The sequence below is a fragment of the Actinocorallia sp. B10E7 genome (genome assembly GCF_039871655.1).
GTDB lineage: Bacteria > Actinomycetota > Actinomycetes > Streptosporangiales > Streptosporangiaceae > Actinocorallia.
This window is the reverse complement of sequence record NZ_JBDPLZ010000001.1, coordinates 425,442-451,116: the sequence shown is the minus strand read 5'-3', so window position 1 is coordinate 451,116 and position 25,675 is coordinate 425,442. Positions and strand designations below refer to the sequence as shown.

Here is a 25,675-nt window from a genome sequence, read left to right as displayed (position 1 = left end):
GATCGTCCTTGAATCTCTGGGTGGTCATCCCCGCCTACAACGAGGAGAAGTCGATCGGCGCGACGCTGAGGCGCCTCGCGCAGCAGACCGACCGCGACTTCACGCTGCTGGTGGTGGACAACAACAGCACCGACGGGACGGCGGACATCGTGCGTTCCTTCCCCGAGGCACGCCTGATCTCCGAGCGGGAGAAGGGCACAGGAGCCGCCTCGGACACGGGTTTCCGGCACGCCATCCTCAACGGGGCGACGCACATCGCCCGTACCGACGCCGACTGCCTGCCGGACGACGCCTGGGCGGCCGCCGTGCGCAAGGGCTTCGAGGACGGCCTGCGCATGCTGAGCGGCCCGCTGCGTCCCCGCACGGACGAGTTCCCGCTGAAGTTCTGGGAGCGGCGGCTGCTGCCGGCCGTCGTCCAGGTCGCCGCGACCTTCGGACGGTTCCGTCCGGGCAACCGCGACGCCGCCTACCTGGGGCCGTACGTGATGATGCCCGGCTGCAACATGGCGATCACCGCCGAGCTGTACGAGAAGGCCGACGGGTTCCCGCGCACCCGGATCGAGGACGTCCACGAGGACCGAGCCCTGGTCAACCGGGTGCGGAAGCTGACCCCGGAGTACGGGCTGCGCAAGGACATGGTCGTCTACGGGTCGGTGCGGAGGCTGCGCGCCTACGGCCTGGCCGGCACGCTCGGCTGGTACGCCGACCACCGCTACACCCCCGAAGTGGTCGACATCCGATGAGCCTCCGGAACTGGGAACGCCGCCTCTATCTGACCGCGCACCCCTTCGCCTATCCGCTGCTGCGCGGCCTGGCCCGGATCGGCCCCGCCGTGAAGGTGCCGGGCGTCGGGATCGTCGTCAACGACGCCGCGCTCGCCCGCGCGGTGCTGCTGGACGGGGAGGCCTTCCGCAAGGACGGGCCGGGCTCTCCCGGCGACCTGTGGACCCCGATCCTCGGCCCGTCGGTGCTGCTCAACATGGAGGGCGAGGCCCACCGGGCGCTGCGCCGCAGGCTCACCGAACTGTTCACCGCCTCCTCCACCGCCGCGCTGTGCGCCCGGGTGCTGGACTCCCCGCTCAAGGAGCTCTCCGCACGGCTGGAGCGCGGCGAGGCCGTCGACCTCGTCGACACCATGCGGGTCATGGCGGGCGCGGTGATCTGCGAGGTCATCGGGCTGCCCGACATCGACGAGGCGGCGTGCCGGGAGATGTTCGAGCGCGGCGAGCGGATCGTCGCCATGGTCAAGCTGCGCACCCGCACCCTGAACCCCGCGCAGGTCGCCCGCGCCCGCGAGGTCCTCGACCCGATTGGGGACGTCGCGGCCCGCGCTTTCCACCGCGGCGACGAGACCACGGTCATGGGACGGATGCGGGCGCTCGGCCTGTCCGAGGAGGAGGCCAGGGGAGCGGCCGGGGCGTTCTTCCTCACCGGCACCGAGACCGTCGCGACGCTCGTCCCCCGGCTGGTCGCGCTGCTGCACGACACCGGGGAGCTGGAGCGGGTCGCCGCCGACCCGTCCCTGCTGGATCCGGCGATCGACGAGGCCATGCGGGTCACCACCCCCACCCCGGTGATGCTGCGCAGCGTCCACGCCGAGACGGCGATCGGCCCGGTGACGGCGAGGCCGGGGGACCGGGTGCTGATCGCCACTCACAACTGCTGCCGGGCGGCGGGCCCGTTCGCGCTGGACGGCGCTCCCGGCAAGGCCGAACTGCGGCGCCTGTGGTTCGGCGCCGGCCCCCACTTCTGCATCGGCTACCCGCTGGCCCTGGCGGAGATCCGGGCCGTGGCCGAGACGGTGCTGCGCCACGCCCCCGTGCGGGTGGTATCCCGCCGGGCCGCGCGGGGCGTGCTGATTCCCACCTACGCCGAACTCACCATCCAGAAGGCGGCATGAGCCTCGTACGAAGCGTGCTCGACCAGGCCGAGCGCGTCCCCGGCAGGGTCGCGCTCATCGCGGGGGACGGCACTCCGCTGACCTACGGGGAGCTGCGCCGCCGGGTGCTCGCGGTGCGCGACGGCTTCCTGGCCGCGGGCCTGGAACCGGGGGACGGGGTGCTGTTCTCCGTGCGGCCCTCCCCGCAGGCGCTCGTTCTGGCCCTCGGAGTGGTCGCGGCCCGGGGAGTCGTGGTCTTCGCCGATCCGGGGGCGGGCCCGGAGATGTTCGAGGCGCGGCTTCGGCTGGCCGCGCCGCGCTGGTCGGCGGCCGAGTCGCTGCTGTACGCCGCGAGCAGGGTCGGCCCGGTGCGCTCCTACGCGCGACGCAGAGGACTTCTGCTGCCAGACCTGTCGGAGCTGCCGTTGCGGCACGTCTACACGGGCCGGTGGCTGCCCGGGGTGCCGCGAGGCGCGCACTCCTTGCAGGGCTGGCTCAAGGTCGCACCGGATCCGGGCCCGGTGCCCGAACCCGACGCGGACGCGCCCGCCGTCGTCATCTTCACCTCCGGGACGACCTCCGCGCCCCGGGCCGTCGTCCACACGCAGTCCTCTCTGGCCGCGGGGCTGGAGCTGTTCCGGGCGAAGGTCCCCCTGGGGCCGGGGGACGTGGTGCACACCGACCAGCTGATGCTCGGGCTGCCGACGCTGATCGCAGGGGCGTGCTGGTCGATGCCGCCGCTGTTCTGCTCTCCCGGGGACTTCCTGCGCCAGCTGGAGGAGCGGAAGGCCACCCACACGTTCTGCGTTCCGGTGCACCTCGCCGAGATCCTGGACGCCGCTGACGAACGGCGGCTCGCCGGGCTGCCCGCCGGGCTGCGCCACGTCCTGCTCGGAGCGGCTCCCGCGCCCGCCGGGGTCCTGCGCCGCGCGGTGGCCGCCGCGCCGGGGGCCGAGGTGCTGTCGGTCTACGCGATGACCGAGATCGTTCCGGTGGCCGTCGCCTCGGCTCGGGAGAAACTCGGCCACGAGGGTGGCGGGGACCTGCTCGGCGAGCCGCTGCCGGGCGTCTCGGCGCGGATCGCCGAGGACGGCGAGCTGCTCCTGAGCGGGCCCAACCTGTGCCGGGGATACCTGGGCGAGCCCGAGCACACCGAGCTGGCCACCGGGGACCTGGCCCGGCTGGAGGACGGCCGGCTGGTGCTGCTCGGACGTAAGAAGGACATGCTGATCCGCGGCAAGTTCAACCTCTATCCGGGCCTGTACGAGCCGGCCGTCACCGCGCTGGAAGGGGTGCGCGAGGCGGCCATCGTGGGGATCCCCGACCCGGAGACGGGGGACGAGGAGGTCGTCCTCGCCGTGGTCGGGACCGTCCAGGAGGCCGAGCTGAGGCGGAGGCTGCGCGGGATCCTCGACGCCGAGGCGCTCCCCGACCGCGTCGTGTACCTGCCGGAGCTGCCCTTCTCCGGCCGGGGCCGCAAACTCGACCGGTCCGCGCTTCGAAGTCTTCTCTCCTGATGCGACAATCCCGGATGACCCTTGCAAAGTCTTGATAAGGGTTGATTCTTTGGCGAATTCCGGGTGAGAGAGTGGGGCCGGGGTGCGGGTGGCGGTGACGGGGGCGTCGGGCTTCGTCGGAGGTGCGGTCTGCCGGGAACTGGCGGCCCGGGGAGCACGGGTCCACGCCTACGGGCGGCGCGAGACCGTCGACCCCGAACACGTGGGCAAGGCCCCCTACCGGTCCTGGGACATCAGAAGCGGACCGCTGACGGACGCGCCCCGCGTGGACGTGGTGGTGCACTGCGCCGGCACGGTCACCGACTGGGGGCCGATCGGGGAGTTCTTCGCCGTCAACCTGGACGGCACCAAGAGCGTGCTGGCGAGCTTCCCGAAGACCCGCTTCGTCCACGTGAGCACCGCGAGCGTCTACGACCCCGAGAAGCCGACGGTCATGGCCACCGAGGACCAGGCGCCCGTGAAGCGTTACGTCAACGCCTACGGCGCGTCCAAGGCCGCCGCGGAACGGGCCGTCATGAACTCCGGGGCGGAGAGCGTCATCCTGCGGCCCCACGCCGTCTACGGGCCCGGCGACACCACGCTGCTGCCGCGCGTCCTGTCCTCGCTGCGGGGGGCGACGCTGGTCGCCGTCGGGACCGGGCGCCAGCTCGTCAGCCTGACCGGCGTCGGAAACCTCGTCCAGGCCTGCCTGCTGGCCTGCGAGTCGGACGTGACGGGCGTCTACAACATCACCGACTCCGAGCCGCTGGAACTCGACGCCGCCCTGGCGATGATCCTGAAGGAACGGGGGATCAGGGCCCGCCGGGTGTACCTGCCGTTGAAGCCCGTCCTGCCCGTGGCGGCCGCGGTGGAGGGCGCGTTCCTGCTGGCGGGCAGCAGAAGGCCGCCGAAGCTGACCAGGTACGCGCTGGGCCACCTGGCGGTGGAGCGCACCCTGGACCTCTCGGCGGCCCGCAGGTTCCTGGGCTACCGGCCCCTTCCGACCTCGTTCGCCGGCGCCTCCTCCTGGTAGCCGTCTTCGGGCAGGTCCTCCAGCAGGTCGTCGAACTCGCCGTCCTTGACGCCCGCGACGAAGGCGTCCCATTCGGCCTGGGTGAAGTAGAGGACGGGCCCGTCGGGCTCCTTGGCGTCCTTCATCACGATCGCCTGCTCGCCGGGGAGGAAGATCTTGTTGTCCTGGCGGATCTCGTCGGGAACTTCCTCGGCCGGGATGAACTCGATGATCACGCCGTCCTCGTCGTCACCGTAGATCTCGGTGCGGCGGGTAAGAGGCTCTTCATTGGAGTGTTCGCGCACGCCGCCAGCGTAACCCTCAGAAGCCGGCGAGCAGGCGGTTTGCGGCCAGTTCCAGCCTGACCTGGATCTCCTCGGCGGTGGTGCGGCCGCGCAGCAGGTCGATCATCTCCATGACCCAGACGCTGTTGAGCGAGCGGACCAGGGACTTCTGCTCCTCGCCGGCGCTCTCCTCCTCGCCCATCACCCGCAGGATCATCCCGGTCATCCTGCCGTGGAAGTCGATCTTCACATCGGACAACATCAGCGAACGGGTCAGCGCGTCGGCCAGCTCCGGCTCGCGCACCAGGCCCCGGGTGGCCCGCATCAGCAGCTCCACCGCGCGCTCGGCGCCGGTGGAGGAGCCGGGCGGACGCCGCCGCATGCTGGCCTCGAGCAGGTCGAGCTCCTCGCCGACCACGGCCACGACCAGGTCCATCTTGGACGGGAAGTAGCGGTAGAGGGTGCCCAGCGCGACCCCGGCGCGCTCGGCCACGGTGCGCATCTGCATCGCCTCCACGCCGCCCCGCGAGGCGAGGGCCGCCGCGGCCTGCACGATGCGCTTGCGGCGCTGGTGCTGACTGCGGGAGCGGGTCGGCGATTCGGTCTGCTCTGCGGTCATTCGTGATCCCTGGTCGGCCTGGTCGAGGCGGGAGGTGGTGGCGCAAGCCTAGCGCTTTCACAAGAACCTGTTATTTCGAAGCGGGTGGCCGAAGGCGTGAGTTCTACCGCATCGAGCACTGCATATATCGCTCTCTGGACAGTAAATAGAATCTGTTCTACTTTTCCCTTCAGGGTTGTCTTCGCCGGGCTCGAGGAGGGGTCATGGGCACGCTCACCGCTCCGCGCGGGACGCGCACGGCCCGCGCCGTTCCCGCCCTGACCTCCCCGGACCGCGCCTGGAGCTGGGCGAAGACGTCCACCGGACGTCCGGAGTGCCCGCCGGGGACGCACGCGCTCCCCGCGGCCGGAACCGGCCTCCCGGCCCCCGGGAGGCGCCCGCCCGCGCCCGCCCCCGAGATCGTGTTCCAGCCGGACGACGCATCGCCCGCCCCAGAACCGGAAGGACGTCCATGAACTTCACCCTCGACGAGGACCAGCAGCAGCTCCAGAACCTGGCGGCGGGACTCCTGGCCAAGGAGGCGAGCCAGGAGCGGCTGGAGGCCGCCGAGAAGTCCGGCGACGCCTACGACCGGGCGCTGTGGCGGGCCTTCGCGCAGGCCGGGCTGCTCGGCGTCACCCTGCCGGAGGCCGCGGGCGGCGCGGGCCTCGGCGCGATCGAGTACACGGTGCTCCTGCGCGAACTGGGCAGGGCCGTCGCGCCGATCCCGGTGCACGGGTCGCTGGCCGCCGCCGCCGTGATCGGCGCGCACGGGGACGAGTCGCAGGTCGCCGCGCTGGCGCCGCTCGCGGCGGGAGAACTGGTGCTGACGGTCGCGCCCCGGATCCTGCGCGAGATCACCGAGGACGGCGGGAGGCTGACCGGAGTCGCGGCGTTCGTGCCCTTCGCGGAGCAGGCCGAGAGCATCCTGGTCCCGGTCGGCGAGGACGCCTACCTGGTGCGGATCGCCGACGCGAAGGTCGCCCCGCAGCCCTCGGCGTCCGCCGAGCCGCTCTACCGCGTCGAACTCGCCGGGATCCCGGGGGCGAAGGTCGGCTCCGGGGCCGCGGCAACATTGCGGCGCTACGTCACCATGGGCGCGGTCGCCATCGCCTCAGGCGCCCTCGAAGGCGCGTTGAAGCTGACCACCGAATACATCAAGACGCGGGAGCAGTTCGACCGCAAACTGGCCCAGTTCCAGGCCGTCACCATGCAGGTGAGCGACGTCTACATCGCCGAACTCGCGCTCAAGGTGAGCGTCTGGGCGGCGGCCTGGCGGCTGGCCAACGACCGGGCGGACACCGACGAAGTGCTCGCGATCGCCGCCTACAACGCCACCGACCAGGCGGTGAAGTCGCTGTACACCTGCCAGCACCTGCACGGCGGCATCGGCCTGGACGTCACCTACCCGCTGCACCGCCACTTCGCCTGGACCAAGCAGTGCAGCCACATCCTGGGCGGACCCGAGACCCAGCTGGACGCGCTCGGCGCGCTCGTCCGCGACCCCGCCCCGCAGGACGAGAGCACCCCCGACACCGAAGGCCTGCTCATCGACCTCACCGACGAGCAGAAGGCGCTGCGCGACGAGCTGCGCGAGTACTTCACCAACTGCCTGACGGCCGAGGAACGCGCACGCATCGACGAGGACCCGTTCGGCGAGGCCTACCTCGAGCACACCAGGAGACTCGGACGTGACGGCATGCTCGGCGTCGCGTTCCCCGAGGAGTACGGCGGCCGCGGATACGGGCCGATGGAGCAGCAGATCTTCGCCAACGAGATCGCCCGCGCCCAGGTGACCTACCCGCTCATCACCCTCAACTCCGTCGCGCCGACCATCATCCACCACGGCACCGAGGAGCAGAAGGCGTTCTTCCTGCCGAAGATCCTCGCGGGCGAGTGCCACTTCGCGATCGGCTACTCCGAGCCCGGCGCCGGCACGGACCTGGCGTCGCTGCGCACCAGCGCGGTCCTGGACGGCGACCACTACGTCGTCAACGGCCAGAAGATCTTCACTTCCGGCGCCCACACGTCCGACTACGTCTGGCTGGCCGCGCGCACGTCCGACGAGGGGTCCAAGCACAAGGGCATCACGATGCTCATCGTGGACTGCGAGGACCCCGGCTACTCGTGGACGCCGATCATCACGATGGACGGGCGGCACCACACCAACTCCACGTACTTCGAGGACGTCCGCGTCCCCGTGGAGAACGTCATCGGCCAGGTCGGCAGGGGCTGGGACCTCATCGTCGACCAGCTCAACCACGAGCGCGTCACGCTCGGCCCCGCAGGGAACATCGGGGGCCGCTTCGAGAGGTTCGCCCGCTGGGCCCGCGAGACCGGCACGATCGACAAGCCGGACGTGGCTCGCGAACTCGGCCGGGTGTACGCCTACTACCGGGTCAACGAGCTGCTCAACTGGCAGGTCGCCGCCAACGCCTCCCTCGGCTGGCTGGCCGCCGCGGACGCCTCCGCCACCAAGGTCTACGGCTCCGAGCGCATGCAGGACGTCGGCCGCATCGTCGCCGAGGTCCTGGCCCGCCACGGCGACCCCGCCGACCCCGGCACCGCCGACCAGATGGAGCAGATCGACCAGCTGGTCAAGGGCGCGCTCGTCCTCACCTTCGGCGGCGGCGTCAACGAGGTGCAGCGCGAGATCATCGGCATGCTCGGCCTCGGTCTGCCCCGCGCTCCCAGGTAGCGGGACCTCCCCGCCACCGGCGACCGGGCCGCGCGTAGGAAGGACGCCATGCACGAGAAACTGGTAGAGACGGCCGAACGGCTCGCGGCTCTGGGAGAGCGGCCCGCTCCCGAGCCCCCGGACGAGGTCAACGCCGCCATGATCCGCAACTGGACGCAGGCGCTCGGCGACACCCGGGACTGGGGCGACGAGGCCCCGCCCGCCATGGCGCAGGTGTGGTCCATGCAGGGCCTGAGCTCCGCGGGGAAGGACTCGCCCGCCGCGGAGATCCTGCGGATGCTCGACGACGGCGGCTACACGGGCGTGCTCGGCACCAACTGCGAGCACGCCTACGACCGCCCCGCCAGGCTCGGGGAGCGGCTGCGCGCGACGATGCGCTTCGGCGGTGTCGCGGGCCCGAAGAGGACCGCGATGGGCGAGGGCTACTTCGTCACCTGGTACGAGAGCTGGTACGCCGGGGACGAGCGCGTCGCCGAGATGCTCTTCCGGGTCCTGAAGTTCCGGCCCATGGCGTCCGCGCCGACCCTCACGGTGGCCGGTCCTCCCGCCACGCCCGTCGTCCCCCCGAGCGACCGGCCGCCGCTGACCATCGAGCTGACCCCGACGTTCGTCATCTCCACGGCCATCGCGACCCGCGACTTCACCCCCGTCCACCACGACCCGGCGCTGGCCCGGGCCCAGGGATCGAAGGACATCTTCCTCAACATCCTCACCACGATGGGCCTCGTCCAGCGCTATGCCCTGGAGACCCATCCGGACGCGGCCCTCGCCGGCATCAGGCTCCGCCTCGGCGCCCCCGCCTACGCGGGCGACACCCTCACCCTCACCGCGACCCGTGAGGGGGACTCCCTCGAGGTCCTCGGCACGGTCGGCCTCGGCACCCACGTACAGGCCACCGTGACCTTCCGCTGACCGTTCCCGGGGAGGCGCCCGGCGTTCGCCCCGCTCCCGGCCCGGGAAGACCGGGGAAGGGGCGAGGGAGTGCCGTGTACAAGCTGCGGGATCGGGGGCGCGAGCTGGCGGTGACCGTCTGGAAGGTGGGGCGGCGGCAGCGGGTTCGGCTGCTGCTGGACGGCGAGTTCTTCGCCGAACGGACGGTCCGGGCGTTCGGGACCGTCGTCTTCGAGCTCGGTGAGGCCGAGGGCGACGGCCCGCGCGGCGAGCCCGTCCGGGAGCGGGTGCGGGTGCGCCTGCTGTGGGGCGGGCGGGTGTGGGCGTGTGACCTCGTGGACGCCCGGGCGCGCAGGAGGCTGCGCCGCCGGTCCGTCGTGACGGGCTTCGAACCGCCGGCGGGGACCCTGGCCCGCAGGCTGTACGAGTTCCGGCAGAGGCACCCGAACGTCTACGCCCTGCGGCACGTGGCGAACGAGATGGTCGTGGTCACCGCCGCGTTCCTGGGCATCAGCGCCCTGGTCACGGCGTTCGTCGAACGCCTGCTGCCGAGGATCGACTGGTCGTGGCTGCCGGACGTCCGCCTGCCCGGCTGGGAGCTCCCGGACCTGCCGGACCTCGACTGGCTCAACTACGCGATCCCGCTCCTGATCGCCCTGGTCATCGCCGTCCGGGAGATCGCACGCCACCGCAGGCGCCGGGAACGGGAGCGGAACTTCGAGGGAGGCCGGAAGGACGGAGCCGGAGAGGACGTCCGGTAGCGGCCTTCGAGGGCCGCCTTGGTCAGCCGTACCAGCGGACGGCCCACTCGCGGTCGATCTCCTTCTGGTCGGGCAGGGGCTCGGAGTGCTCCAGGACGGGCTGGGAGGCGATGGTGTCGGACAGCCGGACGGGTTCGGGGAGAGTCTTCCAGCGCTCGGGATCGCTCATGTGTCCATCTTGCCCCGTGGAAAAAGGCATGAGTGGTTTCGTCGCTCGGCGATTATTATTGGAGTGTGCATTCCAATAATGAACGGGTGGCGCGCTACACGCTCAGGGACCGCGGGCGTGAGCTGGCGGTGGAGGCATGGGAGGCGGACGGGAAGCAGCACGCCCGCCTGCTGGTGGACGGGGAGGTCCGCGAGGAGAAGGCCGTCGGGGTGCTGGAGGAGGCCAAGTTCGACCTCGGGGAGGTTGAGGACGGGGACGGGAAGGTCTTCAAGCAGCAGGTGAAGGCCGCGTTCTGGTGGGGCGGCAGGCTGCGGGGATGCGATCTGCTGGAGACGCGCGCCGGTGTCGACGAGGTGCGCAAGCACTCCCTCAAGACGCCGTTCGTGCCGCCGGAGGGGACCAGGGCCCGCAAACGGTACGAGATGCGCGAGCGGCATCCGCACCTCTACGCCATGCGGCACGTCGCCCTCGAAGGAGCCGCGATCGTCATCGGTTTCCTGGGGATCGGCGCGCTACTGTCGGCCTTCTTCGGAAGGCTGCTGCCGAGCCTCGACTGGTCCTGGCTGCCGGATCTGCCGGATCTTCCGAACCTCGACCCGCCGGACTGGCTGCGCTACCTGAGCCCCGTCTACTGGGTCCGCCGCCTCTGGCCCGACGACTGGACGCTGCCGGACCTCGACCTCCTGGCCTGGCTGCCCGACTGGGACCTGAGCCGGCTCAAGTTCGTCGGCCCCCTCCTGATCGCCCTGGGCGTCGGAGCGCGGGAGATCGAACGCCGCCGCAAACGCCGCGCTCGGGAGCGCCGCTTCGACCAGGGCGAGGAGGCACCGGCCCGGACCGTCACGCCGTCCGAGCGGCCCGGCTCGGCATCGGAACGGGACCGCGAGGCCGCCGGACAAAGCGGCGCGGCGCCCGACTCGGACGGCACGGCGCCCGACCGGGACGGCACGGCGTCCGGGTAAGGCGGCAGGCCGGGCCACGCGGCGGCCCGGGTCGAGGCCCGGACGCGGGGATGCGGGGCGAAGGTTAGGGTTGGGGTGGTGCGAACGGTTGATCCGGCGAAGCACGCGGCGCGCCGTCGGCACATTCTCGACGCGGCCGCGGAGGTCTTCGCGGCGAAGGGATTCGAGGCCGCGACGGTGGCGGAGATCTGCCGGGCGGCCTCGGTCGGCTCCGGCACGCTCTTCCACTACTTCCCGGACAAGGCCGCGATCTTCCGGGCGATCTTCCAGGAGGACGCCGAGCGCCTCTCCGCCGAGCTCACCGCGCTCGACACCGCCGACGCGGCCGCCGCGTTCTGGGCGGTCGTCGACCTGATGGCCCGGGACGTCAGGGACCCGGCGGCGGGTGGCCTGGTCATCGCCCTGCTCGGCAGGCTCCCCCAGGACGCGGAGCTCGCCGGTGTCCTCGTCGCCGCCGACGAAGCGGCACTGTCCCGGCTCACCGAGTGCGTCACCCGGTTGCAGAAGGACGGCCTCGCCGACCCGGACCTGCCCGCCGCCCACGCGGCCCGCTGGGTCGGCTCCATCATCGACGGCCTCTATCTGCGCTGCGGGGACGAGGGCTTCGACGCCGAACTGGAGCTCCGCACACTGCGCACCGTGCTGACCCGCTTCCTGTTCCGCTAACTTGACGGGCATGGCGGACAAGCGACGGTTCGTGCAAGACGCGGCGTTGTTCGCCGTCCTCGCCCTCCCCGTCGCCGCCGCACTGCTGGTCTCCCCGGAGCCGGAGGAGGTCTGGACGCAGGTGCCGGGCCTGGCGGGGCTGGCCCTGGCCGTCGGGATCTCGCGGCGGCTGCCCGCGGCGGCGCTGGCCATCGGGTTGTCTCTGACGGCCCTGCACGGGAACTTCGTCTTCGGGGCCCCGGTCTTCGCCTGCCTGGCGGGGTTGCGGATGGAGCGGACCAGACCGGTCGCGTGGGCGCTCGCCGCGGTGTTCGCGGGCGGGGTGGTGCTGAACGTCGGGCGGGGCGTCGAGGTGACCACCTGGTTCCCGCTGACGGTCTGGCTGGTGCTCCTCGGCGTGCTGCCGTGGCTGGCGGGCCGCTGCTGGCGGCTGTACACCGAGCTGGTCGCCGCCGGATGGGAGCGCGCCGAGCAGCTCGAACGCGAACAGCGCATCATCGGGGAACGGGAACGGCTGCGGGAACGCTCCCGGATCGCCGAGGACATGCACGACGCGCTCGGCCACGAACTGAGCCTCCTCGCCCTGCGCGCCGCGGCCCTTGAGGTCGCGCCGGAGCTGCCGGAGCGCTACCGGGAGTCCGCCCGCGAGCTGCGGGAGGGCACGGCCGCGGCCACCGAGCGGCTCCAGGAGATCATCGGCGTGCTGCGGGAGGACCCGGACCCCGCGCGGACCCGGCCCGCCGGGGAGACCGTCGCCGACCTCGTCGAACGGGCGGCCGACTCCGGCATGACCGTCGAACTGGAGGAGACCGGCGTCCCCGCCCCGCTGCTGGCCGACCGGGCCGCGCACAGGATCGTCCAGGAAGCCCTCACCAACGCGACGAAGCACGCCCCCGGCGCGGCCGTCCGCGTCCGGCTGGCGCGGGGAGAGGACGAGACCGCCGTCGAGGTCGTCAACGCCCGCCCTCCGGCGGGGCCGCTGCCGTCCGCGCCCGGCGGGCGGCTCGGGCTGACCCGGCTGCGGGAGCGGGTCCGGCTGACGGGCGGCACCTTCGAGGCGGAGAGCACCGAGGACGGCGGTTTCGCCGTCCGGGCGTGGCTGCCGCACCACGCGGCCCCCGTCGCGGAACGGACCGAACCCTCGGAGTCGGCCGCCTACCTGGCGTCCAAGCGGCAGCGGTTCCGGCGGGGCCTGAAGACGGCCGTCACCGTCCCGGCCGGGCTCCTCGCGCTCCTCGCCACGATCATGGCCGGGTATGAGCTGTACGTCGTCCAGACCTCGGTGCTGCCGCCGGACGACTACGCCAGAGCCGGGCTCGGGAGTACGCTCGCGGAGCTGGAGCCGCTGCTGCCACCGAGGCAGGCGGGGATCCCCGAAGGGCGGTGGCGTCCCGGCTGCCGCTATTACCGGGCCCGCGTCGAGCTGCCCGGCAACGGCGACGTCTTCCGGTTGTGCTTCACCGGCGGACGTCTCACGTCCAAGGAGATCCTGCGCGGAGGAAACCGTTGATCCGTGTCCTGCTCGCCGACGACGAGCCCCTCATCCGGGCCGGCGTGCGCGCCGTGCTGTCCGCCGACCCCGGCCTCGAGGTGGTCGCGGAGGCGTCCGACGGGCATGAGGCGATCACGCGGACCCTGGAGCACCGTCCCGACGTGGTGCTGCTCGACATCCGCATGCCGCGCATGGACGGCCTGGAGACCGTCGCGGAGCTGCGCCGCGTCGCCCCCGGCACCGCCGTGGTGATGCTGACGACGTTCTCCGAGGACGCCTACATCGCCCGTGCCCTGGCCGACGGCGCGGACGGCTTCCTGTTGAAGACCGGCGACCCGAAGGAACTCCTGTCCGGTATTCGCGCCGTCGCCGAGGGCGGCGTCTGCCTGGCCCCGAAGGTCGCGCGCCGGGTCGTGGGGGAGTTGGCGGGCGACCGCCTGTCCCGGGGAGCCGCCGCCCGCGAACGGGTGGAGCGGCTGACTCCCCGGGAACGGGAGGTGCTGGCGCTGCTCGGCGAGGGTCTGTCGAACGCCGAGATCGCACGGCGCCTCCACCTGGTCGAGGGCACCGTGAAGATGCACGTCAGCTCGATCCTCGTCCGGCTGGAGGCGCCCAACCGCGTCCGTGCCGCGATCACCGCGCACGAGGCGGGCCTGGTCTAAGCGTCGCGAGCCTTGAGGAACCGAGCCCCGGCCAGGACGGAGGCCGCCGTCCAGGCCAGGACGATGAGCAGCGCGGCGGCCAGGGGATATTCGGTGGTGTCGCCGCTCATGAAGTGGTCGCCGGCGATGCTCGGGAAGAAGTCGGCGACGGGGCTGTCGGCCGCGCTCAGCAGCACGGGCAGCAGCAGGAGCACCACGAAGACGGCGGTGAGGGTCGTCGCGGTGCTGCGCAGCACCAGGGCCGGTCCGACGGTGAGGACGCCGCCCGCCGCCGAGTAGACGCCCATCGCGAACGCGTCGTACGCCAGGCCGTCCAGGGTGCCCCAGTCGCCCAGCAGGGGCTTGGCGGCGAACGCGCCGAGCAGGCACATCGCGGTGCCCGCGACGAACATGACGGGCGCGACGACCAGGGCTTTCGCCAGCAGGACCCGGCCGCGGACGGGCACGGCCTGCAGCGTCCAGCCGATGCTCCGGCTGGAGTACTCGCCGGTGACCGCGAGGATCGCCACGGTGAACAGCACGAACTGCAGCATCGCGAACGACTCGATGGCGATGGCCCCCGCCGTCGTCACCCCGAAGTCGTCCGTGGTGATCTCGTTGGTGTTGTTGTTCTCGTGGGCGATGCCCAGCTGGGCGCTGACCAGCACCATGAGGACGGCCGAGGCGGCGAGGGTCCCCCAGGTGGAGCGGACCGACCACAGCTTCGTCCATTCGGCGGCGACCGCCGCGCGCAGTTCCGGCATCATCGGGTCGCTCCGTATTCGACGGCGTGCTCGGTCAGCTCCATGTACTTCTGCTCCAGGGACACCTCGTTCTCCCGCAGCGCGTGCAACCGGACCCCCAGCTCGTACGCCAGGTCACCGACCTGCCGCGTCGTGACGCCGGGAACGCGCAGCTCGTCCCGGGAGACGGCCCGCGCCCCCGGCAACCGGGCTTCGAGCGCCGTCAGCCCCGCCGGATCCGGGCACACCACGGAGACGGAGCTCCCACCGGAGATCAGCTCCCGCATCGGAGTGTCGGTGATGAGCCGCCCCTTGCCGATGACGACGAGCTGGTCGGCGGTCAGCTGCATCTCGCTCATCAGATGGCTGGACAGGAAGACGGTCCGCCCTTCGGCGGCGAGCGTCCGCATGAGCTGGCGCACCCACCGCACCCCGTCAGGGTCGAGCCCGTTGACGGGCTCGTCGAAGAGCAGCACGGGCGGATCGCCCAGCAGCGCCGCCGCGATCCCGAACCGCTGACTCATCCCGAGCGACAGCCCACAGGCCCGCCGCCCGGACGCCTTGCCCATGCCGACGGTCTCGAGCACCTCGTCCACCCGCCGTGCGGGGATACGGTTGCTCCGCGCCAGCGCCAGCAGATGGGCCTTCACGCTCCTGCCGGGGTGCACCGCCTTGGCGTCCAGCAGCGCGCCCACCTCCCGCAGCGGCCACTTCAGGTCGGCGTACCGCCGCCCCCCGACCAGCGCCTGGCCCGAGGTGGGCAGGTCGAGCCCGACGACCATGCGCATGGTCGTGCTCTTCCCGGCCCCGTTCGGCCCCAGGAACCCGGTGACCTTCCCGGCCCGGACCTCCAGGTCCAGGCCGTCCACGGCGGTCAGCTCCCCGTAGCGTTTGGTCAGATTCCGCAGAGTGATCATTCTTCCTCCGTTTCCCCAGAGAACCTAGGAATCAGGAGGACCCCGGCACCTGTACCGGAAGGCAGCGACGATCCCCGACTTTCGTCAGGGGCGCAGAGGCTTCGGGCCAGGGGGGTGAATTCCGGCGGGCGGGTTGCTTGACTGCCGACATGGACGATCTCCTCGCCGAAGCCGGTGACGCCGCGGCCCCGCTGGAACTCGTACTCCGGGCCGCGGGCCCCTACCTCGACGGCCTGCCGGACCGCAAAGTGCACGAACGGTCCGCCGACGTGCTGCTCGCCGAACTCGACGGCCCGCTCCCCGAGCGGGGGGACGGCGCCCTGCACAGCGTGGAACGGCTGCTGGACGTCGGCACGCGGGCCGCGACCCACTCCTCCGGCCCACGCTTCTTCCACCTGGTGGTGGGCGGCTCGACCCCGGCGGCCATGGCAGGGGACTGGACCACCTCCCTACTCGACCAGGCCGCCGGGATGTGGGTTTCCTCCCCGCTGGCGGCCCAGGTGGAGACGACCGTGCTGCGGTGGCTGAAGGACCTGTTCGGGATCCCGCGGTCCTACGGCGGCGTGCTCACCCCCAGCGCGACGTTCGCGCACGTCACCGGGCTGGCCTGCGCGCGGGCCTGGTGGGGCGAGCGCCACGGGGCCGACGTGGCCTCCCAGGGGCTGGCGGGGCTGCCGCGGCTTCCCGTGTTCAGCAGCGGGCTGGTGCACCCGAGCACACGCAAGGCCCTGCAGATCCTCGGCCACGGCAGGAACAGCGTCCGCACGTTCGCCCGCGACGACGCCGGACGGATCGACCTCGCGGCGATGGAAACGGCCCTGGCCGGTCTCGACGGCGCCCCCGCGGTCATCGTCGGCAACCTGGGCGAGGTCAACAGCGGAGACAGCGACCCCCTCGCGGACCTGGCGGACCTGGCCGACCGGTACGGCTGCTGGCTGCACGTCGACGCCGCGTTCGGCATGTTCGCCGCCCTGTCCCCCCGCACCGCGCACATGACCGCCGGCGTGGAGCGAGCCGACTCGATCACCGCGGACGGCCACAAATGGCTGAACGTCCCTTACGAGAGCGGTTTCTCGTTCGTCCGCGACCCGGCGATGCAGTCCCGCGCCTTCGGCGACTGGGGCGTCCCCTACCTGCCGGGGGCCGAAGGCGAGCAGGTCAACTACAACACCCTGGGTCCCGAGTCCTCCCGCCGCGCCCGGGCGCTGCCGATCTGGGCGACGCTCAGAGCCTACGGCCGGGACGGCTACCGCACGATGGTCGAACGCCACCTCGACGTCGCCTCCCACCTGGGCGCACTGGTCGAGGAAGCCCCCGACCTGGAACTCCTGGCACCGGTGAAACTGTGCATCGTGTGCTTCCGCTACCGCCCGCCGGGAGTGCCCGAGGACCGCCTGGACGAGCTGAACATCCGGCTGGGGGAGGCCCTGCTCGCCGACGGACGGGTCTACGCGGGAACCTCGACGTACCGGGGGATGAAGGTGTTCCGGCCCGCCATCGTCAACTGGCGCACCACGACCACCGACGTCGAACTCCTGCTCACGGTGCTCCGAGAACTGGGCCCCGACCTCGTCCGGGAACTCCGCTGAGGACCGTCTACGAGCGCCCGAGACGACCTCTACGCCGCCGGGCTGCCGGGCTGGCTCGGACGCCGGTAGGACTTCAGGCCGACGACGGCGTGGAAGGCCGACAGGCCCAGAATGCTCGCGGCGACGGCCAGGGAGCCGGGAATCACCACGGCCACCGCTGCTCCCGTCAGGCTGATGACCCCGAGCACGAGACCGGTGCGGCCGACGGCGGGGCCGAAGGCGGGGGAGTCCAGCATGGCTCTGCCCAGGGCGATCAGGGCGAAGGGGACCAGGGCGGCTCCGGTGACGAGCAGCGTGTCGAAGATGCTCTGCACTCCCTGCCAGACCAGGACGACGGTCGTCTTGTCCTCGGGCGGGGCGTCGCGGTGCAGATCGGCGAGGGGGGCGGTCGCGACGTGCAGTAGCGCTCCGCAGATCAGCACTGTGAAGCCGAGGACGCCGACGGCGCCGCCGAAGAACGACGCCGCGGGGCTCGTCCGGCGCAGCGTCCGGGAGAGAGCGAGGGTGTGGAGCGCCATCAGGACGAGAGCCGCCAGGTAGAGGGTGTTCTCCACGACGCGCGCCGTCTTGATCTCGGGGAACCTCAGCAGGCTCTCGGTGGTGGACGGGTCGGGGAGCCCGAGGGCGGCCACGAAGACGAACGTGCCGAGGAGAAGGGCGCTGCCGAGTGCCCCGGCCGCGCCGCCCAGGCGCAGCAGTCGTGTCTCCTCGGTCTGCCCGACCGGGTCGGTACTCGCCAGGGCCATGGTCTGCCTCCATCGGTGCGGAGTGGATGAATGGCCACAGCCTGTGGCTCGGCGGCGTGCCGGCGGCTCACCCTGCGACGGATCTCACCCGGGTGAGATCCCGGCGCCTACAGCAGGCCGAGTTCTCGGGCCCGCTGTACCGCCTGCTTGCGGCCGTTCACTCCGAGCTTGCGGAACAAGCTCCGCGCATGCGTCTTCACGGTGTTCAGCGAGATGTAGAGCGCGGCGGCGATCTCCCGCTGGTTCAGCCGGCTCGGCAGGTGGCGAAGCACCGCCAGTTCCCGGTCCGTGAGCTGCTCCACCAGCAGCGGCGACGTCGGCGCGGCGTCCTCGTACCCGTGCCGGGACAGCACACGGGCCAGTCGGGCGCCGACGGTTCCGGGGTCGCGGCAGACCGCCACCAGGCTTCGGGCCCGCCGCAGCAGCTCGGCTCCGCTCGGGTCGCCGGCGGTGAGACGGACGTCGGCGGCCACGGTCATCACGTACGCCTCATCGAGGATGCCGAGCGGCCGTCGGCTCAAGGCCAGGGCGCGGTCGAGGTCGGCGGCCGCCTGCGCGGGGTCGCCGGTGGCGGACGCTCGGACGGCGTGGGCCACCGCTATCCGGTGGTACCGGGCAAGATGTCGCGAGGCGGCCAGTTCGATGGCTCGGGTGGCGGTGCTCCGGGCGGCTTCCCGGTCGCCGACCTCGGCTTCGGCCAGGGCGAGGAACATCGACGCCATGACCTCGTTGGTGATGACGCCGTCCTGACGCGCGCGGCGTCGTGCGACGGCCATGGCCTCCCGGGCCTGCGCCAGTCGACCCGCCCACGCGTACGCCAATCCTGCCACGGTGGACATCGGGGACAACTGGGCGCTGAGTGTCCCCGACGCCAAGGCCGGGTCCGCGATGGCGACGGCGGTGCTCACGTCGCCGCGGCCGAGCGCGAGGTTCATCTCAAGCGCGTCGAACAGGGGATTCGCTTCGGTCAGCGAATCGGAGCGCATGGCGCGGGCCCTGCTGAGGCGCTCTTCGGCGACGTCGATGTCGTTGCGGAGGAACGCGCACCAACCGGCTTGGAGTACGCAGCCCGTCACGTCGTCGGCGGCGCGGCCCAACCCGTCCAGGATCCGGCTCAGGGCTTCGGGCTCGCCGTCGGCGATCAGCCGCCAGCCGAGCCCGTCCGAGACCAGTCCGGCGGCCTGGGACACATCCCCGGCGGCGACCCGGTGGCGGACGGCCAGTTCGGTCTCGCCGTGCCGCTGGAACCAAGCGGCCGCCCGGCGGTGCAGTTCCGGCAGCCGGTCGCCGAGGGTGCGGGCCGCGTCCGCCCGGAGCAGTTCCAGGACGAGTTGGTGGTGGCGGAACCAGGTGCGCCGGGCGTCCAACGGGATGAGGAGTTGGTCGGCCGCGGCCAGCCCCGCCAGCCAGGGGCCGCCGCCGTCCCGTCCGGTGAGGTGGTCGACGAGCGGCCCTGACAGCCGGTCGACGACGCTGGTGCTCAGCAGCCTTTCCCGCTCGTCCTCGCCGAACGAGGCGAGCAGTTCGTCGCTCAGGTAGTCCGCCACCAGAGGGTCGTCGCCACCGAACGACTCGGCGTACGCCACCGGGTCGGCGGTCCGGCGCAGCGACAGCCCCGCCAGCACCAGCCCCGCGGCCCACCCCTCGGTACGGCGGCACAGCCGTTCGACGTCGATCCCTCCGGCCGCCTCTCCGAGGAGGACCGCCGCGTCGGCGGGAGCGAAACTCAGGTCGGCGCTGCGCACCTCCACCAGTTCCCCTCGCGCCCGCAGCCGGCTCAGCCGCAGCGGCGGATCGCCCCGCGTCCCGAAGGCGAGCGTGACCGAGGGCGGAAGCCGTTCGAGGAGCAGATCCACCCCGGCGTGGATCTCGCCGGTCCCGACCAAATGGTAATCGTCGAGGGCGATCACCAGAGGAGGTCCGTCGACCAGCAGGTTGACGAGGACGGGCACCACGGCGTCGGCACCGCCCCGAGTCGCCCGCGCCACCCCGGTCACCTCGGCGGCCACCCCCGGCCGGATCCGGTCGACGGCGTGGGCGACGGCAGCCCAGAACCGCGCCGGGTCCCGATCGGCGGCCTCCAGCTGCAACCAGACCAGCTCGAACGCCTCCCGCGCGTGCGCCTCGCGCCGCAGCCCCGGATCCCCCAACGAGGCGAGCAGCGTCGTCTTCCCCCACCCGGCCGGGGCGCTGACGAGAAGCACCTTGGTCTGAGGCGCGGACACCGCTTCGGCCAATGATCGGACGAGGCCGCCGCGGACGACGTGACGGGCGGGCAGCACGGGGGGAACCAGCTTCGTGGCGGCGAGCCCGCCCACGGTCTGGAGCCCCCTGCCCGGCTGCGTGACCACGATGTCCTCCTCGATGGAACCGGCCGCTGACACCTCGCTCCGGCGCGCGGGAGCCAGAGAAATCGTGGCAGAACAATCGGCTTTGCGGACGACCGGTCATCCTCACTACTTCAGGCTGTCTTGATGATGGCCGGTCCCCGGCCGCCGTTGTCGTCGAAGTCCTCCTCGCTGAGGCGTTGCTCCACAGACGCGGTACGTCACGCTCTGCGGGTCTGTAGTGTGCGGAGCGTGAAGTACTTCAACACGGCCGGTCGCTGCCGGGAGAACCTGCACTACATGCTCCCGCCGGAACCCCGCCTGCCCGAGGCACGGGAGTACATCGAGCGGGGCTTCTACTTCGTGGTGCACGCTCCCAGGCAGTCGGGGAAGACCACCGTGCTGGAGACGCTGGCCCGCACCCTCAACACCGAGGGGAGATACGCCACCGTCTGGTTCTCCTGCGAGCAGGTGCGCATCGCGCAGACCGTCGAAGCCGCCGAAGACCAGCTACTCGAGATCATCGCGAAGGCGGCCGAGAAGCAGATCACATGCGAATGCCGCCCGCCCCGCCCATGGCCGGACGCCAGACCTGGCAACCGGCTGTACACGGCGCTTCAGGAGTGGGCGACGCGCTGTCCGATCCCGCTGGTGCTGTTCTTCGATGAGATCGACTCCCTGCAGGACGGCGTCCTGATCAGCGTGCTCAGCCAGCTGCGCAACGGCTACCAGAGCGGCGAGCGAGAGGAGTTCCCGTACTCGGTCGTGCTGTGCGGGATGCGCAACGTCCGCGACTACAAAGCCGCATCGGGAGGCGACCCGAACCGGCTGGGCACCTCCAGCCCGTTCAACATCAAAGTGGAATCCCTGCGCCTGAGTGACTTCACCCATGACCAGGTCGCGGAACTCTACGAGCAGCACACCCGGGCCACCGGCCAGAAGTTCTCCCCCGAATCCGTCCAACGCGCCTTCGAAGCGAGCCAAGGCCAACCCTGGCTCGTCAACGCGCTCGCCCGCGAAGTCATTGAGAAGATGCGGGTTCCGGTGTCCGAGCCGATCTGTGACGAGCACATGGACCAGGCGGTGGAACGCCTCATCGTCTCGCGCGCGACGCATCTGGACTCCCTCGTCGCCCGGCTGCACGAACCCCGCGTCAAACGCATCATCGAACCCATGCTCGCCGGCACCCAGACCACCACCGACGCGGCCTACGACGAGGACCTGTCCTACGTGCGCGACCTCGGCCTGATCCGGCCGGACCGCTACATCCAGATCGCCAACCCCATCTACCAGGAGGTCATCGCCCGCGTCCTGACCGGACACGTCGAGAGCAACATCGACGTCGACCCCCGCTCGTTCATCACCGCCCAGGGCCGCCTGGACTTCCGCAAGCTCCTGAGGGAGTTCCTCGACTTCTGGCGGCTCAACGGCGAGATCCTCGCCCGACAGCAGACCTACTCCGAAGCCGCCTGCCAGTTGGTCTTCATGGGCTGGCTGCACCGCGTCGTCAACGGCGGAGGCCTCATCGACCGCGAATACGCCCTCGGCCGCGGCCGCATCGACCTCTTCATCCGCTGGCCCCTCCCCGACCGCACCTGGCAGTGGGAGGCCGTCGAACTCAAAGTCCACCGCCCCGGCCGCCCCGACCCCACCGCCCAGGGCCTCATCCAACTCGACGCCTACCTCGACCGCCTGGCCCTCGCCCAGGGCACGCTCGTCGTCTTCGACCAGCGGTCCGAGCCGCCTTCCCTCACCGAGACCACCAGCCCGTCCGGCCGCACCATCACCCTCCTCCGCATCTGACGATCCGTCGGGCGAATCGACCCGCTTGGCCCGACGGCTGGAGAGCTCGGCCACAACTTGTAGCCGATCTTGTTTATATGGTGCTAGCTTCTGGGGCGCGGGCCCCGGTCCTGCCCGCGCACCCCCCCCGGACGAGGAAACATCGATGCGATCGCTCCTGCGGCGCGGCCGCCTTCACCGACTCGGCTCGAGCACGAGCCGGAGCACGCTTCAGGCCGCCCGGCGATCGCATGGCGGCCTCCGGGCGGGGGCGGTCGCTCTGGCAGTCGCCGCGCTGGTCTCCGGATGCGGGGAACCGCCCGAACTGAGGTTCGGGGCCGCGCAGCCCTCCGGAGAGAAGCTGGACCTGCCGAGCGGGGGGCGTTCCGGGTTGCCCGGCGAGCAGTGGCCGGACGCGTGCGAACTGGTCGACGACGCCGAGCTCAAGGCGATCCTCCCCCAAGCCGAGAAGATCGAACGCGAGAGGCAGAGCCTCACCCTCCACAAGGTCGATTTCCTCGGAGGGGGTTTCGACACGGAGGAGATCCCGGCAGCCGGATGCCAGATCGACCTCCGGCTGCCCGACGACTACGACGGCGTCAACACCTTCATCACCTTCTCCATGCGCCAGATCGCCGATCCGTCGGTCATCCGCGAGGAGTACCGCGAGGACCGGGGGAGGGACAGGGACGAAACGCAGAGCCTCGGCACCTCCTGGGGCGCCGACGAATGCCACGCGGAAAAGAGCGGCCTTCGCAGCGTGTACTGCCGTCTGGGCCAGTACTACTTCGAAATCCGGGGCCGCGGCCCCTCCTCTCGCATCACGGAGCAGGACTTCACCGACAAGGTCCTCTCCCAGATCGTCCAGACGGTGACCGCGCGGATGCGTTGATCCGCTCGACGGCGTCCTGGTAGCGAAGAGAGGAAGAACAGCGTGCAGGCCCCACTCCCGGACGGTCCTCACCAGGTCGGCCCGTACCGTGTGCTGGCGCTGCTCGGACAGGGCGGCATGGGACGGGTCCTGCTGGCGGCCGGACCCGACGGGCGGCTGGTCGCGGTGAAGCAGGTGCTGGGCGAACTCGCGGAGGACACCGGGTTCCGGGCGAGGTTCCGGCGGGAGGTCGCGGCCTCCCGGAGGGTGTCGGGGGCGCGCACGGCCCCGGTCGTGGACGCCGACCCGGAGGCGCCGTCACCGTGGCTGGCGTCCGTCTTCGTGCCAGGCCCGTCCCTCGACCACGTGCTGCGGACGGTCGGGCCGCTGCCGGAGGACGCGGTGCGCCGTCTGGCGGCCGGTCTGGCGCAGGCGCTCCTCGACGTGCACGGCGCCGGGCTGGTCCACCGCGACCTGAAGCCCGCCAACGTCCTGCTCGCCGACGACGGCCCCCGCGTGATCGACTTCGGTATCGCCCGGGCGCTCGACGGCGGCGACACCGAGCTGACCGGCACGGGCGCGCTGATCGGTTCGCCGAGCTTCATGGCGCCCGAACAGGCCCTCGGCCGGGAGGCGACGCCCGCGAGCGACGTCTTCTCGCTGGGGGTGACGCTGGCGGCGGCCTGTACGGGCCGCACGCCGTTCGAGGGCAGGTCGGCGCCCCAGGTGCTCTACAACGTCGTCCACGCCGATCCCGACCTGACGGAGCTTCCCCCGGCTCTGCGCGAGATCGTCGAGCCGTGCCTGGCCAAGGACCCGGCGGCCAGACCGAGTCCCGCGCAGCTGCTGGAGCGTATCGGCGGCATCACGCCGACGACCCGTCCCTGGCCGTTGGAAGTCCATCGCCTCACCGCCGGCCGGCAGGCCGAGATCTCCCGACTGCTGTCCGCAGCCCCGGTGACCTTCCCGGTGTCATCCCCCGCGGCTCCCCGCCGTCGGCGACGCGCCGGGCTCGTGAGCGTCGCGGTGCTCGCCGCCGTCGGCCTGCTGGGCGTCACGGCGTTCGCCCTGACCCGCCCGGACGGCCCGCCCGGCGCGGCGCTGGCACGCGTCGCCGACCGGTACACCGAGAACATCCCGTCCTGCGAGAAGGCGGACCCCGCGCTGAAGGTGCCTTCCGGTTTCGAGGCGCCCCTGGGGTATGAAGACGAGAGGTACGAGAGCGATACAAGGCCCCATACCAACAGCAGGTGCATATGGCAGAGCCGGAGCGGTGACAGGATCGACCTGTCGTGGATGCTCTTCCGCACCGGCGACGGTCCCGGAAGCGGCGCCCAGAAGGCGAAAGACCACTTCGAGGAGTTCTACGACGGCGCCGGCATCAAACGTGAATCCGCCCTCGGCTTCGCGGAGGAGGGCATGTGGGCTGAGCCTTCCGGCTCCGGTCCGCGCTGCGTCCTGTGGGTCCGCGACGTCAATCTCGTGATCTTCATCCTGCTCGAGGGCCTCACCTACCCCTCCGGCAGGTGTGAGCCCGCCGCGCTGGCGGTGGCCGAAGAGGCCATGAGGGCGGTGAGGCCTCGGTGAGGCCGCTCAACGCCTCGGACCCGCGAGAGGTCGGGCCGTACCGGGTGGTGGCCGAGCTCGGGCGCGGCGGCATGGGCCGGGTGCTGCTGGCGGCCGCGCCCGACGGACGGCTGGTCGCGGTCAAGCAGGTGCATGCCCGGCTGGTCGGCGAGGAAGGGTTCCGGGCGAGGTTCCGGCGGGAGGTCGCGGCTTCCCGGAAGGTGTCGGGGGCGTTCACCGCCGCCGTGGTGGACGCCGACGCGGAGGCCGGGTCACCGTGGCTCGCCTCCGAGTTCGTGCCGGGGCCCTCGCTGGCAGCCGCGGTCGAGACGGCCGGGCCGCTGCCCGAGGAATCGGTGCGGCGGCTGGCCGCGGGCCTGGCGACCGCCCTGACGGAGATCCACCGGACGGGGCTGATCCACCGCGACCTCAAACCCGCCAACGTCCTGCTGGCCGAGGACGGCCCCCGCGTCATCGACTTCGGCATCGCCCGCGCCGCCGAGGGCGGTGACACCGAGCTGACCCGCACCGGACTGGTGATCGGCTCGCCCGGCTTCATGTCGCCCGAGCAGGCCGACGGGCGTGACCTGACCCCCGCCAGTGACGTCTTCGCCTTCGGCGCGGTCCTGGTCGCCGCGCTCACCGGCCGCAGTCCGTTCGTCGGCTCCTCGGTCCCGCAGATGCTCTACAACATCGTCCACGCCGTCCCCGACCTGACCGCCGTCCCGCCGGGCCTGCGCGCCGTCGTCGAACCCTGCCTGGCCAAGGACCCCGCCGCCCGTCCCACCCCCGCCCGGATTCTGGACATCTTGGGCCCGCGGCCCCCGAGGCAGCGTCCGTGGCCCGCCGCCGTCCACCAGTTGATCGCCGCCCAGCGCGCCGACATCGACCGCCTCCTGGGCGACACCGACCGGACGATCGTCCACGCACCCGTCCGCGCCGGGTCGCCCGCGGTCCCGGCAGGGCCCGCCGGGACACGACTCGCCAGGACGCTCCTGCTCCCTCCCGGCCGTCACCTCGCGGCGGTCGTGACCGCGGTGGTCGTGACCGCGGTGGTCGTGGCGGCCGGCGCCGCCTTTCTCCTGTGGCCGGGCGAGGACCGGAACGTCTCTGCGGGCCCGGCCGACAAGTACGTGAAGATGGTGGTCTGCCAGGAGGCGGCGCCGCGACTTCCCCTGCCCGCCCGCGACCCCGAGAAGGACGGGTACACGGAGGGCTCCACCGAAGCGGACACACAGTGCAGCTGGGACTCGGACTCCCTCGCTCCGGACACCTTGGTCACCTGGGAGCTGAAACGCACCCTGGGCGGACCGAACGCCACCCTGGCCCAGCGGGCGACCTTCATGGAGGGCCAGGCGGACGGCACCCACGAGTCGGAGCCGGGAATCGGGGACGGCGCGTACTGGTCCGCACCCAACCCGTTCGCAGAGGACTTCTGCCGCCTCTACGTCCTGGACGCCAACCTCATGGTCTCGGTCACCGTGGGGGAGGCCGACTACAGCTCCCGGACCTGCCGTCCGAAGGCCAAGAAGATCGCCGAAGCGGCCCTGGCCGCCATGCCGCGCTGACGGCGGCCTGCGTTCCG

24 protein-coding genes and 1 pseudogene are annotated in these 25,675 nt (G+C 71.8%); 18 read left to right on the top strand and 7 right to left on the bottom strand.

The annotated features are described in order from the left end of the window. Positions 1 to 8 precede the first annotated feature (8 nt). The 4 genes from ABGB12_RS02105 (at position 9) to ABGB12_RS02090 (ending at position 4,408) form a co-directional block, all read left to right on the top strand. A complete protein-coding gene (locus ABGB12_RS02105; RefSeq protein ID WP_347674065.1) occupies positions 9 to 743 on the top strand; it encodes a glycosyltransferase family 2 protein in 735 nt (244 codons plus the stop codon). Then, a complete protein-coding gene (locus ABGB12_RS02100; RefSeq protein WP_347674063.1) occupies positions 740 to 1,900 on the top strand; it encodes a cytochrome P450 in 1,161 nt (386 codons plus the stop codon). Before ABGB12_RS02105 ends, ABGB12_RS02100 begins: the two co-directional genes overlap by 4 nt. Next, positions 1,897 to 3,396, top strand: coding sequence for a class I adenylate-forming enzyme family protein (locus ABGB12_RS02095; protein ID WP_347674061.1), 1,500 nt, complete (start codon positions 1,897 to 1,899; stop codon positions 3,394 to 3,396). Before ABGB12_RS02100 ends, ABGB12_RS02095 begins: the two co-directional genes overlap by 4 nt. A gap of 82 nt (positions 3,397 to 3,478) precedes the next feature. Further along, the gene (locus ABGB12_RS02090) at positions 3,479 to 4,408 is read left to right on the top strand and encodes an NAD(P)-dependent oxidoreductase (RefSeq protein WP_347674059.1); all 930 of its coding nucleotides are present in this window, start codon (positions 3,479 to 3,481) and stop codon (positions 4,406 to 4,408) included. On the opposite strand, the gene ABGB12_RS02085 is transcribed toward ABGB12_RS02090, so the two are convergent. Continuing rightward, on the bottom strand, positions 4,363 to 4,692 hold the full coding sequence (locus tag ABGB12_RS02085; RefSeq protein WP_347674058.1) for a DUF397 domain-containing protein: 330 nt from the start codon (positions 4,690 to 4,692) through the stop codon (positions 4,363 to 4,365). The two genes, ABGB12_RS02090 and ABGB12_RS02085, sit on opposite strands and share 46 nt — an antisense overlap. Before the next feature lie 16 nt (positions 4,693 to 4,708). Further along, on the bottom strand, positions 4,709 to 5,290 hold the full coding sequence (locus ABGB12_RS02080) for a TetR family transcriptional regulator (RefSeq protein WP_347674057.1): 582 nt from the start codon (positions 5,288 to 5,290) through the stop codon (positions 4,709 to 4,711). Positions 5,291 to 5,493: 203 nt separating this feature from the next. Between ABGB12_RS02080 and ABGB12_RS02075 the strand changes: the two genes are divergently transcribed. From ABGB12_RS02075 to ABGB12_RS02055, 5 genes and pseudogenes are all read left to right on the top strand, one after another. Continuing rightward, positions 5,494 to 5,745: a hypothetical protein gene (locus ABGB12_RS02075; protein WP_347674056.1), complete on the top strand. Its 252-nt coding sequence runs from the start codon at positions 5,494 to 5,496 to the stop codon at positions 5,743 to 5,745. Beyond that, positions 5,742 to 6,734 (top strand): annotated as a pseudogene (locus ABGB12_RS02070) (acyl-CoA dehydrogenase family protein); the annotation flags it as partial. The gene ABGB12_RS02075 and the pseudogene ABGB12_RS02070, both read left to right, overlap by 4 nt. Before the next feature lie 78 nt (positions 6,735 to 6,812). After that, entirely contained in the window at positions 6,813 to 7,967 is a 1,155-nt protein-coding gene (locus ABGB12_RS02065; protein WP_347675009.1) for an acyl-CoA dehydrogenase family protein, read from the top strand. A 48-nt stretch (positions 7,968 to 8,015) separates the two neighbouring features. Then, on the top strand, positions 8,016 to 8,879 hold the full coding sequence (locus tag ABGB12_RS02060) for a MaoC/PaaZ C-terminal domain-containing protein (protein WP_347674054.1): 864 nt from the start codon (positions 8,016 to 8,018) through the stop codon (positions 8,877 to 8,879). Between the two features lie 74 nt (positions 8,880 to 8,953). Further along, positions 8,954 to 9,619, top strand: a complete 666-nt coding sequence (locus tag ABGB12_RS02055; RefSeq protein ID WP_347674052.1) for a hypothetical protein — start codon at positions 8,954 to 8,956, stop codon at positions 9,617 to 9,619. A 22-nt stretch (positions 9,620 to 9,641) separates the two neighbouring features. On the opposite strand, the gene ABGB12_RS02050 is transcribed toward ABGB12_RS02055, so the two are convergent. Further along, positions 9,642 to 9,788 (bottom strand): hypothetical protein, encoded by a 147-nt coding sequence (locus ABGB12_RS02050; RefSeq protein ID WP_347674051.1) that lies wholly within the window; start codon positions 9,786 to 9,788, stop codon positions 9,642 to 9,644. Positions 9,789 to 9,853: 65 nt separating this feature from the next. Here ABGB12_RS02050 and ABGB12_RS02045 point away from each other — a divergent pair, with 65 nt between their 5' ends. From ABGB12_RS02045 to ABGB12_RS02030, 4 genes are all read left to right on the top strand, one after another. Continuing rightward, the gene (locus tag ABGB12_RS02045) at positions 9,854 to 10,750 is read left to right on the top strand and encodes a hypothetical protein (RefSeq protein WP_347674049.1); all 897 of its coding nucleotides are present in this window, start codon (positions 9,854 to 9,856) and stop codon (positions 10,748 to 10,750) included. Positions 10,751 to 10,828: 78 nt separating this feature from the next. Then, positions 10,829 to 11,416, top strand: coding sequence for a TetR/AcrR family transcriptional regulator (locus ABGB12_RS02040; protein WP_347674048.1), 588 nt, complete (start codon positions 10,829 to 10,831; stop codon positions 11,414 to 11,416). A gap of 10 nt (positions 11,417 to 11,426) precedes the next feature. Next, positions 11,427 to 12,926 carry a histidine kinase gene (locus ABGB12_RS02035; RefSeq protein ID WP_347674046.1) on the top strand — a complete coding sequence of 500 codons (1,500 nt, stop codon included), beginning with the start codon at positions 11,427 to 11,429 and terminating at the stop codon, positions 12,924 to 12,926. After that, the gene (locus ABGB12_RS02030) at positions 12,923 to 13,570 is read left to right on the top strand and encodes a response regulator transcription factor (protein ID WP_347674044.1); all 648 of its coding nucleotides are present in this window, start codon (positions 12,923 to 12,925) and stop codon (positions 13,568 to 13,570) included. Before ABGB12_RS02035 ends, ABGB12_RS02030 begins: the two co-directional genes overlap by 4 nt. Here ABGB12_RS02030 and ABGB12_RS02025 read toward each other — a convergent pair. Next, a complete protein-coding gene (locus tag ABGB12_RS02025; protein ID WP_347674043.1) occupies positions 13,567 to 14,316 on the bottom strand; it encodes an ABC transporter permease in 750 nt (249 codons plus the stop codon). The two genes, ABGB12_RS02030 and ABGB12_RS02025, sit on opposite strands and share 4 nt — an antisense overlap. Further along, positions 14,313 to 15,209 carry an ATP-binding cassette domain-containing protein gene (locus ABGB12_RS02020; RefSeq protein ID WP_347674041.1) on the bottom strand — a complete coding sequence of 299 codons (897 nt, stop codon included), beginning with the start codon at positions 15,207 to 15,209 and terminating at the stop codon, positions 14,313 to 14,315. The genes ABGB12_RS02025 and ABGB12_RS02020 overlap by 4 nt, the downstream gene beginning before the upstream one ends. Before the next feature lie 149 nt (positions 15,210 to 15,358). On the opposite strand from ABGB12_RS02020, the gene ABGB12_RS02015 reads away from it, so the two are divergent. Beyond that, positions 15,359 to 16,798 (top strand): pyridoxal-dependent decarboxylase, encoded by a 1,440-nt coding sequence (locus ABGB12_RS02015; protein ID WP_347674039.1) that lies wholly within the window; start codon positions 15,359 to 15,361, stop codon positions 16,796 to 16,798. 29 nt (positions 16,799 to 16,827) lie between these two features. Here ABGB12_RS02015 and ABGB12_RS02010 read toward each other — a convergent pair whose 3' ends face one another. Together ABGB12_RS02010 and ABGB12_RS02005 are read right to left on the bottom strand one after the other, a co-directional pair. Continuing rightward, positions 16,828 to 17,544: a hypothetical protein gene (locus tag ABGB12_RS02010; RefSeq protein WP_347674037.1), complete on the bottom strand. Its 717-nt coding sequence runs from the start codon at positions 17,542 to 17,544 to the stop codon at positions 16,828 to 16,830. A 107-nt stretch (positions 17,545 to 17,651) separates the two neighbouring features. Further along, positions 17,652 to 19,895, bottom strand: a complete 2,244-nt coding sequence (locus tag ABGB12_RS02005; RefSeq protein WP_347674035.1) for a LuxR C-terminal-related transcriptional regulator — start codon at positions 19,893 to 19,895, stop codon at positions 17,652 to 17,654. 228 nt (positions 19,896 to 20,123) lie between these two features. Here ABGB12_RS02005 and ABGB12_RS02000 point away from each other — a divergent pair, with 228 nt between their 5' ends. The 4 genes from ABGB12_RS02000 (at position 20,124) to ABGB12_RS01985 (ending at position 25,658) form a co-directional block, all read left to right on the top strand. Beyond that, complete coding sequence (locus ABGB12_RS02000) at positions 20,124 to 21,674, top strand: ATP-binding protein (RefSeq protein WP_347674033.1); 1,551 nt, start codon at positions 20,124 to 20,126, stop codon at positions 21,672 to 21,674. Positions 21,675 to 21,819: 145 nt separating this feature from the next. Continuing rightward, positions 21,820 to 22,545 (top strand): hypothetical protein, encoded by a 726-nt coding sequence (locus tag ABGB12_RS01995; RefSeq protein ID WP_347674032.1) that lies wholly within the window; start codon positions 21,820 to 21,822, stop codon positions 22,543 to 22,545. Positions 22,546 to 22,587: 42 nt separating this feature from the next. Continuing rightward, a complete protein-coding gene (locus tag ABGB12_RS01990) occupies positions 22,588 to 24,111 on the top strand; it encodes a serine/threonine-protein kinase (RefSeq protein WP_347674030.1) in 1,524 nt (507 codons plus the stop codon). Continuing rightward, the gene (locus ABGB12_RS01985; RefSeq protein ID WP_347674027.1) at positions 24,108 to 25,658 is read left to right on the top strand and encodes a serine/threonine-protein kinase; all 1,551 of its coding nucleotides are present in this window, start codon (positions 24,108 to 24,110) and stop codon (positions 25,656 to 25,658) included. Before ABGB12_RS01990 ends, ABGB12_RS01985 begins: the two co-directional genes overlap by 4 nt. Positions 25,659 to 25,675 lie beyond the last annotated feature (17 nt).